This window comes from Actinospineispora acaciae DSM 45401 (genome assembly GCF_000620785.1).
GTDB lineage: Bacteria > Actinomycetota > Actinomycetes > Mycobacteriales > Pseudonocardiaceae > Pseudonocardia > Pseudonocardia acaciae.
In genome coordinates this window covers 878,808-891,057 of the sequence record NZ_JIAI01000002.1, presented here as the reverse complement: position 1 = coordinate 891,057, position 12,250 = coordinate 878,808, and the positions used below count along the sequence as shown (strand labels likewise).

14 protein-coding genes are annotated in these 12,250 nt (G+C 72.6%); 6 read left to right on the top strand and 8 right to left on the bottom strand.

Annotated features, from left to right (window positions below; translation table 11 throughout):
• The first annotated feature begins 26 nt into the window (after positions 1-26).
• Complete coding sequence (locus tag N912_RS0113840; protein ID WP_028922899.1) at positions 27-638, top strand: LysE family translocator; 612 nt, start codon at positions 27-29, stop codon at positions 636-638.
• A gap of 3 nt (positions 639-641) precedes the next feature.
• Here N912_RS0113840 and N912_RS0113835 read toward each other — a convergent pair whose 3' ends face one another.
• The gene (locus tag N912_RS0113835) at positions 642-1,307 is read right to left on the bottom strand and encodes an alpha-ketoglutarate-dependent dioxygenase AlkB family protein (RefSeq protein WP_028922898.1); all 666 of its coding nucleotides are present in this window, start codon (positions 1,305-1,307) and stop codon (positions 642-644) included.
• A gap of 58 nt (positions 1,308-1,365) precedes the next feature.
• Here N912_RS0113835 and N912_RS0113830 point away from each other — a divergent pair, with 58 nt between their 5' ends.
• The gene (locus tag N912_RS0113830) at positions 1,366-1,893 is read left to right on the top strand and encodes a hypothetical protein (RefSeq protein ID WP_245645273.1); all 528 of its coding nucleotides are present in this window, start codon (positions 1,366-1,368) and stop codon (positions 1,891-1,893) included.
• A gap of 13 nt (positions 1,894-1,906) precedes the next feature.
• Here the strand turns inward: N912_RS0113830 and N912_RS0113825 are convergent, their stop codons facing one another.
• Positions 1,907-2,716, bottom strand: a complete 810-nt coding sequence (locus N912_RS0113825; RefSeq protein WP_028922896.1) for a TIGR03084 family metal-binding protein — start codon at positions 2,714-2,716, stop codon at positions 1,907-1,909.
• Between the two features lie 64 nt (positions 2,717-2,780).
• Positions 2,781-3,041: a DUF3040 domain-containing protein gene (locus N912_RS64515; protein ID WP_028922895.1), complete on the bottom strand. Its 261-nt coding sequence runs from the start codon at positions 3,039-3,041 to the stop codon at positions 2,781-2,783.
• A 242-nt stretch (positions 3,042-3,283) separates the two neighbouring features.
• On the opposite strand from N912_RS64515, the gene N912_RS0113815 reads away from it, so the two are divergent.
• Positions 3,284-3,490: a hypothetical protein gene (locus tag N912_RS0113815; RefSeq protein WP_028922894.1), complete on the top strand. Its 207-nt coding sequence runs from the start codon at positions 3,284-3,286 to the stop codon at positions 3,488-3,490.
• Here N912_RS0113815 and N912_RS0113810 read toward each other — a convergent pair whose 3' ends face one another.
• The 5 genes from N912_RS0113810 to N912_RS0113790 all read right to left on the bottom strand — a co-directional run bounded on the left by N912_RS0113810 (position 3,491) and on the right by N912_RS0113790 (position 8,379).
• Positions 3,491-4,729 (bottom strand): SAM-dependent methyltransferase, encoded by a 1,239-nt coding sequence (locus N912_RS0113810; protein ID WP_028922893.1) that lies wholly within the window; start codon positions 4,727-4,729, stop codon positions 3,491-3,493.
• A gap of 5 nt (positions 4,730-4,734) precedes the next feature.
• Entirely contained in the window at positions 4,735-6,114 is a 1,380-nt protein-coding gene (locus N912_RS0113805) for an FAD-binding oxidoreductase (RefSeq protein ID WP_028922892.1), read from the bottom strand.
• Positions 6,115-6,198: 84 nt separating this feature from the next.
• Positions 6,199-6,660: a pyridoxamine 5'-phosphate oxidase family protein gene (locus N912_RS0113800; protein ID WP_028922891.1), complete on the bottom strand. Its 462-nt coding sequence runs from the start codon at positions 6,658-6,660 to the stop codon at positions 6,199-6,201.
• A 67-nt stretch (positions 6,661-6,727) separates the two neighbouring features.
• Positions 6,728-7,330 (bottom strand): TetR/AcrR family transcriptional regulator, encoded by a 603-nt coding sequence (locus tag N912_RS51735; protein ID WP_037064347.1) that lies wholly within the window; start codon positions 7,328-7,330, stop codon positions 6,728-6,730.
• Positions 7,327-8,379, bottom strand: coding sequence for an alpha/beta hydrolase (locus tag N912_RS0113790; protein WP_028922890.1), 1,053 nt, complete (start codon positions 8,377-8,379; stop codon positions 7,327-7,329). The genes N912_RS51735 and N912_RS0113790 overlap by 4 nt, the downstream gene beginning before the upstream one ends.
• A 45-nt stretch (positions 8,380-8,424) precedes the next feature.
• Here N912_RS0113790 and N912_RS0113785 point away from each other — a divergent pair, with 45 nt between their 5' ends.
• The 3 genes from N912_RS0113785 to N912_RS0113775 all read left to right on the top strand — a co-directional run bounded on the left by N912_RS0113785 (position 8,425) and on the right by N912_RS0113775 (position 12,004).
• A complete protein-coding gene (locus N912_RS0113785; protein WP_028922889.1) occupies positions 8,425-9,579 on the top strand; it encodes an acyl-CoA dehydrogenase family protein in 1,155 nt (384 codons plus the stop codon).
• A 4-nt stretch (positions 9,580-9,583) separates the two neighbouring features.
• Positions 9,584-10,285, top strand: coding sequence for a pyrimidine reductase family protein (locus N912_RS0113780; protein ID WP_028922888.1), 702 nt, complete (start codon positions 9,584-9,586; stop codon positions 10,283-10,285).
• Positions 10,286-10,387: 102 nt separating this feature from the next.
• Positions 10,388-12,004, top strand: coding sequence for an alpha/beta hydrolase (locus N912_RS0113775; RefSeq protein ID WP_156993533.1), 1,617 nt, complete (start codon positions 10,388-10,390; stop codon positions 12,002-12,004).
• Positions 12,005-12,250: the final 246 nt, after the last annotated feature.

The following is a 12,250-nucleotide window of genomic DNA, read 5'->3' as shown; positions in this document are numbered from 1 at the left end:
GCCGCCGACTCGTAGGCTTGTGGGCGATGACCTGGCAGATGTACGCCAGCTACCTGGCGGTCGTTGTGGTGGTGGTAGTGGTCCCCGGCCCGGACACCATGGTCACGCTCCGCAACGCCATGACCGGCGGCGCGCGCGGCGGCGTGCTGGCGATCCTCGGCATCGGCACCGCGAGCGTCCTGCAGGGCAGCGCCGCCGCGCTCGGGCTCGGCGCGATCATCGCCGGGTCACAGCCGTTGTTCACAACCGTGCGCTGGCTCGGCGTGGCCTACCTGTGCTTCCTGGGCGTGCAGGCGCTGCGCAGCGCGCGCCGGGGGGACTACGGCCGGCTGGAGGCGAGCAGGCCGAGGTCCCGCGCGTTCGCCGACGGCTTCCTGTGCAACGTCACCAACCCGAAGGTCCTGGTGCTGTACCTGTCGGTGCTGCCGCAGTTCCTCCTGCCCGGGGTGTCCTCCACGGCGGACGGCCTGCTGTTGGCGTACACCGTCGCGGTGCTGGGCGCGGCGTGGTTACTGGGGCTCGCCCTGTTCGTGCACCGGGTCCACGGCTGGGTCACCCGGCGCCGGGTGCGCCGCGCGCTGGACACCGTCACCGGGACCGCGCTGCTCGGCTTCGGCGCCCGGCTGGCCGTCGAATAGCCCTCAGGACCCCAGGCCGGACACCCGCAGCGTGATGTTCAGCCGGCCCCGGGGCAGCCCGATGGCCGGGTCGCCGGTGCCGGGGTAGGTACGCGGCACCCCGTGGTAGGCCAACCGCGACGGCCCGCCGAACACGAACAGGTCCCCGGAGCGCAGCTCGACGTCCGTCCACGGCCGTTTCCGGTTCTCGGTGTTGCCGAACCGGAACACGCACGCGTCGCCCAGGCTGATCGACACGACCGGGTCGCGGCTGCGCTCGTCCTTGTCCTGGTGCAGGCCCATCCTGGCGGCGTCGTCGTAGTAGTTGACCAGCGCGACGTCCGGCCGGTAGTCGATGCCGTCATCCTGGTACGCCTCGGCGACCGCGCGCCGGCCCAGCCCGGCCAGCCAGTCCGGGAACGGCAGCACCGGCGCGCCGTCGCCGTCGTCCACGGTGCGCGAGTAGCGGTACGGGTACCAGTGCCAGCCCAGGCACACCGTCCGCACCGACATCACCCCGCCGCTGGGCAGCCGGGTCGCCCGCATGCCCGGCTGGCCGGACGGGCGCGGCCCTGCCCAGTCCCGGCACGCCTCGACCAGCCGCCGCTGTTCGTCGAGGTCCAGCCAGTCCGGGACGTGTACGGCGCCGTCCGCCACGCGCGCCCGCTGCCGAGGGACCAGTGCCGGGATGTCAGCCATGTCGGGTCAAGGCTTTCACAGGGACCGGAGTTGCTGCGATCCTGTCGCGGTGACCACACCGCTGCGCGCCCGCCTGTCCCACGCCCGGTTACCGGAACGGACCCAGAAGGTGGCGGGCAGCGTCGGCGCCACCGAGAGTGCCCTGGTCGCGGGCGCCACCTCGGTCAGCCACTCCGCGCTGGTGGTCGGCTCGACGGCGGTGACCCACTCCACGGCGGTGGTCGGGTCGGTGGCGGTGGCCGGGAGCGCGGCGGTCTCCGGGTCGGTGGCCACCGCCGGCAGCGTCGCGGTGGCCGGGTCGGCCGGCACGTCCGGCAGCGTCGCGGTCGCCGGCAGCCTGCTCACGGCGGGCAGCGTGGCGGTCGCGGGCAGCATCCTGACCCTGTTGTCGATCGCGATCAGCGCCTGCATCGGCTGCCTGGCCTGCATCGGCTGCACCCGCTGCATCGGCTGTATCGGGTGCGTGAACTGCACGGACTGCGTCGGCTGCGTGGGCTGTGTGAACTGCTCGGGGCTGCGCGGCGTGGTGGGTGCGCGCAACGTGCACGTCGACCCGGCGGCCGAGCAGTCAGCCTGACGAAATCCGCGACTCACCCTGACAAAAACCCCGACTCGCGGGGCAACGGCGCGCGGCCCGGGCCGGGGGCTCCGGCGAAGGCCTGCGCGATGGTGGTCCATTCGGTGGCGACCTTGCCGGTGACTTCGAGGGTGAGGTCGTCGCGGTGGCGGCGTTGGGTGACCAGGAGGCAGAAGTCGAGGGCGGGGGCGCGGACCACGTCGGCGGCGTCGGGTGGGCCCCAGGTCCAGAGGTCGCCGGTGGGGGCGGTCAGCTCGACGCGGACTGGGGCTTCGGGGGCCTCCAGGCCGCGCAGGGCGTAGCTGAACGGGAGCGCGCGCACCCCGATGTGGGCCACGTGGCGCAGCCGGTCGGTGGGTTCGCGGACCACGCCCAGCGCGTCGGCGACGTCCTGGCCGTGCGCCCAGGTTTCCATCAGCCGGGCGGTGACCGAGGACGCGGCGCTCATCGGCGGCCCGAACCAGGGCACCCGCTTCCCCGGGTCCAGCGCGGCGAAGGTCTTGATCAGGCCGGCCCGGGATGAGTCGAACCAGGCCAGCAGGTCATCGGGGTGCAGGTCGCGGTACCGGGCGGCGATGTCGTCGGGGGTGAGCCCGGAGGTGAGCGTGCGTTGCATGTCCGCGGTGAAGCCGTCCGGGTCGACGGCCGAGCGGATGGCCGCGTCGTCGAAGTACGCGAGGTGGCTGACCTGGTCGCGCACCGCCCAGCCCTCGGCCGGCGTGGCCAGCTCCCAACCGGCCGGGTCCAGCCCGGCGAGCAGCGCGCGCAGCGTGCCGGTCTCCTCGGCGAGGTCGCCGGTCAGCTCGGACATCGTGACGGGCATGGCGCCGTCCTCTCGATCGCCTCGGCAGTGCACCGACATCATCGCCCACCGAGGCGACCGGAGCTCAGCGCCGGCGGGAGCGCGCCCAGCGCCGGACGATCAGCACGACGCAGGCGACGGATGCGCAGATGACCAGGATCGGTCCGAGCACGCCGTCGCTGACCAGCGCCACCCCGAGCCCGACCACCAGCACGGCGGCGATCAGGCTCACCAGCAGCGTGGTCGACCGCCGCTTCGGCGCGACCTCACCGACGTGAGCGTCTTCCAGCCTCAGCCGGGTGACGATCTCGTCGAAGTCCGCGCGTTCTTTCGGGCTCAACGCCATTACCAGGAGCTCCTCGCCTCTCGCCCAGCTCGAGCATCGAGGGGTCGTCACACTCCGGTGAGAAGACTCAGCGCAGCGATGCCCGATCGAGTGGATCATCTCGTCGGCACCACTACGATACGTACCGACCGACGCCCGGAAGGTTACCCGATCGTGACCTCGATCGAGTTCGGGGGTCCCCATTCGAGGCATAGATCACCCGGTGCCCGGGTGACCGGCCACGACCTGAGAAGCTGGACGGCGTGCGCAACAACGTCCACCAGCCGACCATCGGCCACGTCGTCATGTTCGGCGCCGCCTCGGTCGGGTGGCTGGTGCTCTTCGTGGTCAGCCTGATGGGGTCGAGAGGATGGCTGCTCCCGGCGTTCAGCGGGGTGCTGATGGTCTGCTCGGCGGTGTTCACCGTGGTGCTCTTGCGCCGGTTCAGCCGGGCCAAGAAGACGGACTGATCACGAGCCCCAGTCCGGGCGCAGCGGCATGCCGGACGCGCCGCGCTCACCCAGCTTGACGCCCAGGATCTGGTGCAGCTGGATGTTGTTGCGCTCGAAGCCCAGCCGCGAGGCGGCCATGTACAGCCGCCAGACCCTGGCCCGCTGCTGCCCCACCTCGCGCACCGCCTCGTCCCAGTGCTCGTCCAGGTTGGCGCACCAGCCGGCCAGCGTGCGCGCGTAGTGCTCGCGCAGGTTCTCCTCGTGCCGGACCTCGAAGCCCTGGCGGTTCATCTCGGTCGCCAGCAGGCCGACGCTCTCCAGCTGGCCGTCCGGGAACACGTAGCGGTTGATGAACTCGTCCACCTGCTTGGGCCCGTCCGGGGTGGGCTGGGTGATGCAGTGGTTGAGCAGCCGCCCGCCCGGCCTGAGCTTGCCGTAGAGCTTGGCGAAGTAGGCCGGCAGCTGCGCCCCGCCGATGTGCTCGGTGAGCCCGATCGAGGACACCGCGTCGAAGTCGGTCTCCGGCACGTCGCGGTAGTCCAGGTGGCGCACCTCGGCGAGCTCGGTGAGCCCGCGCTCCACGATCTCCTTCTGCGCCCACTCGGCCTGGGCTCGCGACAGCGTCACGCCCAGCGCCTTGACGCCGTGCTCGGACGCGGCGTGCATCACCATGCCGCCCCAGCCGCAGCCCACGTCGAGCAGCCGCATGCCCGGCTTCAGCCCGAGCTTGCGCGCCACCAGCTCGTGCTTGGTCCACTGGGCCTTCTCCAGGCTGGCGTCCCCGGTGGGGTACACCGCGCAGGTGTAGGCCATGGACGGGCCCAGCACCCAGGAGTAGAAGCGGTTCGACACGTCGTAGTGGTGCGAGATCGCCTTCGCGTCCCGGCGCTTGGAGTGCAGCCGGCCGCGCGGCACGTACTCCACCTCCGGGATCGGCGCCCGGTAGCGCAGCCGGACCGCGAGCAGGGTGCGCATCAACGTGGCGCGCTGCTGCTTCGGGATGGAGTGCAGGGTGACCTCGGCGAGCGCGTCGAGCACCGGGTACAGCTCGCCGTCCACCTCCAGCTCGCCCGTCACGTAGGCGCGCGCCAGGCCGAGCGAGCCGGGCGCCGAGGCGAGGTAGGCCAGCGCACGCGGCGAGCGGACCCGCAGGCCGAGCTCGGCGCCGGGCGGGCCGGCCGAACTGCCGTCGTAGGCGGTGACCCGTACCGGGGCCTCTGAACCGACCACATTCGAGAAAAGCTCGGCAACCCGCATCATGTTCACCTCTCCCGCACACACTTCTCGTAGAGATCGGGTAACCGGCCGCCCGGGTCGTATGCCTTCTTCAGCTCCCGGTACGCCGGCCCGTTGTAGCGCCCCTCGAACTCCTCCCGCGTGTAGTAGGAGTCCGAGTACAGCGACTTGTGGCCGTCCAGGTCGGCCACCAACCGCTCGATGCGGCGGTTGTAGGTGCCCGGTTCCTCGCCCGGCCCCAGCGGCACAGCGGACCAGAACCCGACGTTGACGTAGAGCCGGCCGGGCTGCATCGGGTACAGCGGCCACCCCTCGGGGTTGCGCAGCCGCACCGGGCACAGCCACACCGGGGAGATGCCGATCTCGGAGTGGAACGCGGCGAGGAACTCGGCCAGCCGCTCCACCGGCACCTCGATGTCCTGGATGACGGGCTCCTCCTGGGGCAGCCCGCGCCAGCCGCGCACCCGGCCGCTGAGCCCGGTGCGGCGGTCCAGCGCGACCAGCTTGCGGTAGACGTCCGAGCGCCGGTACTTCCGAGGCCACAGCAGCCGCCCCACCGGGTGCTGCGCGCCCAGCGCCCGCGAGCACCAGAACCAGTCGGTGTCCCAGCGCCACAGGTAGTCGTGGGTGGAGAGCACGTCGTGCTCGCGGTGCTGGATGGACCGGTAGTAGATCCGCTGGCCGGTGTAGTCGCTGGGCTGGTACGGCTCCTCGTCGGCGAACCGGCCGAGCGTGAGGTACTGCTCGTTTCCGCTGAAGACGGTGCCGTCCAGGAAGTCCACCCGCTCGCCGTCGTAGCTGCCGGCGCGGCAGATCGCGGTGATCGCCTCGGCGGCCTCCGAAGCGCCGCTCGCGCCGGGGAACGGGATGTGGCGCAGCGTCACCCAGCGGCGGACGGGCTCCAGCTCGACCTTGAGCGAGACCGCGTAGCCGAGCGTGCCGTACGAGTTCGGCATGCCCCGGAAGAGGTCCGCGTGCTCGTTGTCCGCCGTGGCCGTGACCAGCCGGCCGTCCCCGGTGAGCACCTCCACCTCGCGCACCGACTCGTGCGCCAGCCCGTTGCGGAACGACGCCGACTCGATGCCGAGCCCGGCCAGCGCGCCGCCCACGGTGATCGTCTTGAGCTGCGGGACGACGTGCGGCATCAGCCCGTGCGCCAGGGTGGCCCGGACCAGGTCCTCGTAGGTGGTCATGCCCTGCACGGTGGCCGTCCGCGCCACCGGGTCGACCTCCAGCACCCGGTCCAGCGCGCCCGCGTCCAACCGCGCGATGCGGCCGGCGTCGGAGCGGAAACGGAAGAGGTTGGACGTCGGCTTGGCCAGTCGTACGCGGCGGTCCGCCGGCAACCGGGCGTACCTGGCCCGCAGGTCGGATGCCGCCGCCTGGTGCCCCGTTATCGCACTCACGGACCTGACGTTAATTGCTTCGCCCCCCGGTTTCCTAGCCTTTCCGACCTAGACCACTCCCCGCCACCCGGCGGTGTCGACGCGTCAGGAGAAGTCCCGGGTGTGCCACCGATCCGGGCGGATCTCGACGTACTCGGGCTCGCCGCTGGGGTTCGCGCCGCTCAGCTCCCACTCCAGCCAGCCGTCCACCGACTCCGCAGGCAGGTAGCGCCCGCCGACGCCGGCCAGCTCCTCGGCGGTCGGCCGCTCCTGCCGGACGACGGTGCCCTCGACCGTCACGTACCGGTACGGCCGCTCGGACCGCTGCACCGATACCGACACCACGCCGGCCGCCGCGATCAGCCGGGACTTGCGCTTGCCCTTGCGCATGATCACCGCGATGGTGCCGCCCGGTCGGTACGCGTACCAGCTCGGCAGGGTCAACGGCGGCCGCCCGCCCTCCCCGGCCACGCTCAGCACGGCCACGTGGGGCTGCGCCAGGAACGCCTCCCGGTCGGCCTGGCTGAGGGGTCGGGACCGTGGGACGTCGAAGTCGGACTCGGACATGGGTTCCCCTCGGGCTGGCGGCATCGATCAGCGGTGGCAACCGCCGAGGCCGGTGCCGTATTCCTGCTCAGGTCACCAGGGAGCGGAGTTGGGCGCGCACGCCCGGCCAGAGCTTGGCCAGCTCCTCGCCCCGGTCCAGGAAGTCGAGGATGGCCAGGCCGCGCAGCGCGGCGAGCACGGTGGCCAGGAACGAGCCGAACTCCGGGCGGTCTGCGAGCTCGGGCGCGCGCTGGTGGCAGAACGCGACGATCCGCCGGGTCAGGTCGTGCTCGAACTCACCCAGGGCGGCGCGCAGCTCGGGGTCGGTGCGGGCGGCCAGCCACAGCTCCATCAGGGCGGGGAACAGCCGGTCGGTGTGCAGCCGCCAGAGCTGGTCGAGCAGCTCCAGCTGGGCCTCCCCGACGCCGCGCGGCGGGCTGGGCAGCTCGGCGATGATCTCGGCGGCGAGCTGGTCGGAGACGTGGCGCAGGGCGGCCACCACGAGCTCGGCCTTGGTGCTGAAGTGGTGCGCCTGCGCGCCCCGGCTCACCCCGGCCCTGGCCACCACGGCGGCGGTGGTCAGGCCGGCGTAGCCGTTCTCCAGCAGGCACTCCGCGCAGGCCTCCAGCAGCGCGGCCCGGGTGGTGGCTCGGCGCTCGGCCTGGGTGCGGCGGCGCGGGCGTGGGCTCATCGTTGCCCGTCATGGGCGTCCAGGAAGGCGTCCAGGTGCGCCCAGGTGGTGGTCCGCGAGCGGCGGCCGGTGAGCACCCCGAGATGGCCGCCCGGCGCGGTCTCGAACCGCACCTCGGGCGCGCCGGTGAGCAGGGTGGCGCCGCGCCGGACCGCGGCCAGCGGGGCGATCACGTCGTTCTGCCCGGCCACGATCAGCACCGGCACCGGTACCTCGGACAGCGCGATCCGCCGCCCGTCCAGGTCCAGCGCGCCGTCGGCCAGGTCGTTGGCCCGCAGCATCAGGTGGTAGATCTGCCCGAACGTGCGGCCCGGGTAGCCGTGCATGTGGGCCATCAGGTAGTCCACGGCCTCGATCTGCTCCAGCACGTCCCTGTCGTCCAGCCGGGACAGCACGGTCAGCGGCTTGGTCAGGTACTTGTCCACCGTGGAGAGCTGGAACGCCCACTTCACCACCGGCGCGGGCAGGCTGCCCAGGGCCTGGTAGACGGTCGAGATCACCCGCCCGCCGGTGATCGCGGCCAGCGGGCGCAGCGGGGCGACCAGGGGCACCGCCGAGACGTCGAAGGGGCTGGCGATCGCGGCGATCGCGGACACCGGCAGGGTGGTGGGCCGGTCGGCGGCGGTGAGCAGCGAGAAGATCCCGCCGAGGCACCAGCCGACCAGCCGCACCCGCGCGCCGCCCCGGTACGAGCTGACCCGGTGCACCGCCCTGGGCACCACGTTCTCCACCCAGAACTCGATGCCCAGCCCGCGCTCGGCGAACGAGATCGGCCCGTAGTCGACCAGGTACACGTCCCGCCCGCCGCGCAGCAGGTGCTCCACCAGGCTGCAGCCCCGGCGCAGGTCGTAGGCGAAGTCCGGGGCGCCCAGCGGGGGCACCAGCAGCACCGGCGGCCCTGATACGGCGACCCCATCCAGGGGCAGGTAGCGGTAGAGCGTCGCGTTCGGCGCGGCGTCGATCACCTCGCGGGGCATCCGGCGCAGGTCGGCCAGGTAGCCGGTGACCGCCCTGTCCCGCACGTTGGCGACGGCACCCAGAAGATTCACGACACGAGGTTACCGGCAGGTGCGCCGGTATGTGAGGATCGGCGCATGGAGCGCACCCTGTTCACCGACGACCACCTCGCCTTTCGTGAGCTGGCCCGGACGTTCGTCCAGCGCGAGATCGAGCCGCACCACGAGCGGTGGGAGGAGGACGGACAGGTCAGCAGGGAGGTCTGGCTGGCCGCCGGGAAGGCCGGGCTGCTCGGGGTGGACGTGCCGGAGGAGTTCGGCGGCGGCGGGGTCGCGGACTTCCGCTACAACGCGATCCTCACCGAGGAGCTGACCAGGGCCGGGGCCAGCGGGATCGGCTTCCCGCTGCAGAACGACGTGATCGCGCCGTACCTGCTGCGGCTGGCCAGCGACGAGCAGAAGCGGCGCTGGCTGCCCGGGTTCTGCTCCGGGGAGATCATCACGGCGATCGCGATGACCGAGCCGGGCACCGGCAGCGACCTGCAAGGGATACAGACCAGCGCGGTGCGCGACGGCAGTGGTGATGGCGCCGACTTCGTGGTGAACGGGGCCAAGACGTTCATCACCAACGGCATCATGTCCGACCTGGTCATCGTGGTGGTGCGCACCGACCCCGACGCCGGCAGCCACGGCTTCAGCCTGCTGGTGGTGGAGCGGGACATGCCCGGGTTCGAGCGCGGCCGGCGGCTGAAGAAGGTCGGCATGAAGGCCCAGGACACCGCCGAGCTGTTCTTCACCGACGTGCGGGTGCCGGAGTCCAACCTGCTCGGCGAGCTCGGCCAGGGGTTCGTCTACCTGATGCAGAACCTGCCGCAGGAGCGGCTGTCCATCGCGGTGGCCTGCGCGGCCGGGGTGGAGCACGCGCTGGAGGTGACCGCCGCCTACACCAAGGAGCGGCACGCGTTCGGCAAGCCCATCTCGGCGTTCCAGAACACCCGCTTCGAGCTGGCCGAGATCGCCACCGAGGCGCAGGTGGCCAGGGTGTTCGTGGACCGCTGCATCGAGGAGCACGTGGCGGGCAAGCTGTCGGTCACCGACGCCGCGATGGCCAAGTGGTGGACGTCCGACCTGCTCAAGCGCAGCGTGGACAGGTGCGTGCAGCTGCACGGCGGGTACGGCTACATGCTGGAGTACCCGATCGCCAGGGCGTTCCTGGACGCGCGCGTGCAGTCCATCTTCGGCGGCACCAACGAGATCATGAAAGAGATCGTCGGACGCGCGCTGTTCGGCTGAGTTCGTGCGGCTGTCCGAGCTGTCCGAAGCCAACCTCGCGCGGGCCTACGCGTACCCGGACGGGCTGGAGCGGCCCTACGTCCGGGTGAACTTCGTGACCAGCGTGGACGGCGCGGCCACCGTGCGCGGCCTGTCCCGGGGGTTGTCGAGCAAGCCGGACCGCCGGGTGTTCGGGCTGCTGCGCCGGCTGTGCGACGTGATATTGGTCGGCGCCCAGACCGCCCGCGCCGAGAACTACCGGGGCGCCCGCAAACCCAACCAGGCCACCGGCGCACCGCCGAGGATCGCCGTGGTCACCGCGAGCGCCGAGCTGGATCCGGCGGCGCCGCTGTTCACCGACACCGCCGTGCCGCCGCTGATTCTGGCCGCCTCGGGCGCCCCGCCGGCCAACCTGCGCCGGCTGGCCGACGCCGGCGCCGAGGTCGTCGAGCTGGGCGAACACCCGCTGACCCCGGCCGCCCTGCTCGCCGAGCTGGACGCGCGCGGCCTGCGCCGGGTGCTGTGCGAGGGCGGCCCCCGGCTGTTCGGCGAGCTGGTCGCGGCCGGCGCCGTGGACGAGCTGTGCCTCACGATCACCCCGGCGCTGGTCGGCGCCGGCACCGCCCGGATGGTCGGGAGTGCGCTGGACGCGCCGCGCGGGCTGCGGCTGGCCGGCGTCCTGGAGGAGGACGGCGTGCTGCTGCTGCGGTACCTGCGCGAGGGCTAGAGGATCAAACCCGTGGCTCACCGGATCCTCACCCCGTAGCCATCAGGCTGTACGGTGCGGCGCACTCCGCGTCGCGGTGCTGACTGAGCTGGGGAGAGACGCGTGCGGCGATCGGCTGGTCGAGGGCGGGGGCCGGCCGGGCTGGGCAAGCTGGCCGTCGCCGTGGCCGCTGCCGGCCTGGCCCTCTGCTCGTGCACCGTCGGCCCCTCGACGCGCCCGCCGGTCGCGGTGCAGGGCCCCAGCGCCGTGGACGGCGCCCCGGAGCCCCCGCAACGCCGGCCACCGCCACCCCCGGGCCCGGTGGTCCCGGTGCCCGATGTGGGCAGGGCCGACGCGGTGGACTTCATCGACTGCACGGAGGACCTGCAGGCGATCCTGCCGGTGCGGATACCGTCCGACCGCCCGCTGCGCTTCGAGTGCGCGGACATCCCGGTGGACGCCGACTCCGACACCGGCCGGCGCCGGCAGTCCTCGATCGGGCTGATGCGCGCCTCCCTGGACAACCAGCCGCCCGGCACCCGGCCACCGCTGCTGATCCTGGGCGACAGCGACGGCGAGACCGGCACCACCCGCGCCGCCCGGCTGGCCGCCACCGTGCCCGCGTCGCTGCTCAGCCACTTCGACCTGATCGGGATGGACCGCAGGGGCGAGGGCACCAGCCGGCTGGACTGCGCGCCGCCGGACCTGCGCGAGGACATCCTGAACACCGACGTCTCCGGCCCCGACCCGAGGGCGGTGGACCGGCTGCTGGAGGACGCCCGGCAGATCGTGCAGGAGTGCTACCTCACCGAGGGCGACACGCTGACCAGGTACGACACCGCGCACACCGTCCAGGACGTGGAACGGGCGCGCCGGCTGCTCGGGGTGCGCACGCTCAGCGCGCTCGGGCTGGGCGACGGGGCGCGCGCGCTGTCGGTGTGGGCGCAGGGCTCGCCGAGCTCGGTGGGCCGGGTGGTGCTGGACTCCCCGCCGGACCCGACCCAGGACGCGATCGGGGCGGCCGAGGCGCGCGCCACCGCCGCCGAGGCCACCTTCGACGCGTTCGCCAAGGACTGCGCGGCCCGGCCGGGCTGCCCGCTGGGCGCCGATCCGCGCGCCACCCTGCGCCAACTGGCCGAGCAGCTGCGCAACCGCCCCGAGCCCGGCCCGGACGGCGACCAGCTCACCGGCACCGGGATGCTGCACGCGGTGCTGATCGGGCTGGACGACCCGGAGGGCTGGCCCGCGCTGACGGCCGCGATCGCCGAGGCCCAGCGCGGCAGCTCCACCGGGCTGCTGCGCTACCTCGACCAGATGGTCGGCCTGAACGGCCGCTTCGACCTGTCCCTGGCCACCACCTGCAACGACACCACGCAACGGGTCAGCCCGCCGCAGGTCACCGGCCTGATCGCGAAGTGGCGGACCGACCATCCGGTGTTCGGCGCGGTGATGGCCCAACGGCTGCTGATGTGCACGGCGTGGCCGGTGCCCGCCGAGCCCGCCAGGCCCGGCCCGGCCAACGGCGCGCCGCCGATGCTCGTGCTGGCCACCGCGCTCAGCCCGCGCCAGCCCCTGCAGGGCTACCAGCGCGCCGCCGACCAGCTCGCGCCGGCCCGGGTGGTCAACTGGCAGGGCGCCGGCCGGGGCGCCTACCCGCGCACGCCGTGCGTCACCTCGGCGGTGGACGCGCTGTGGGTCAACGGCACGGTGCCGCCGGCCAGCGTGCTCTGCCCACCCTGACCCCCGTTCGCGTTAGTTCACGGGAAAGAGTGAGCCGATGTGGCGCGTTTATTCCACAAAAGAATGCGACAGGCCGAATAAAGTGGACCGAGTTCGACAATCAACACGAACGGTCGACGCCGGCATCGCGTGAAAACTACTCGTACGAGTGGGCCGACCGGCCCATGACTACGACCAGTAACCGATCAAACGTATGTCAGCCTCGATTGTATGGCACTGCCACCCGGTCGGGGCTTAGCCCTGACC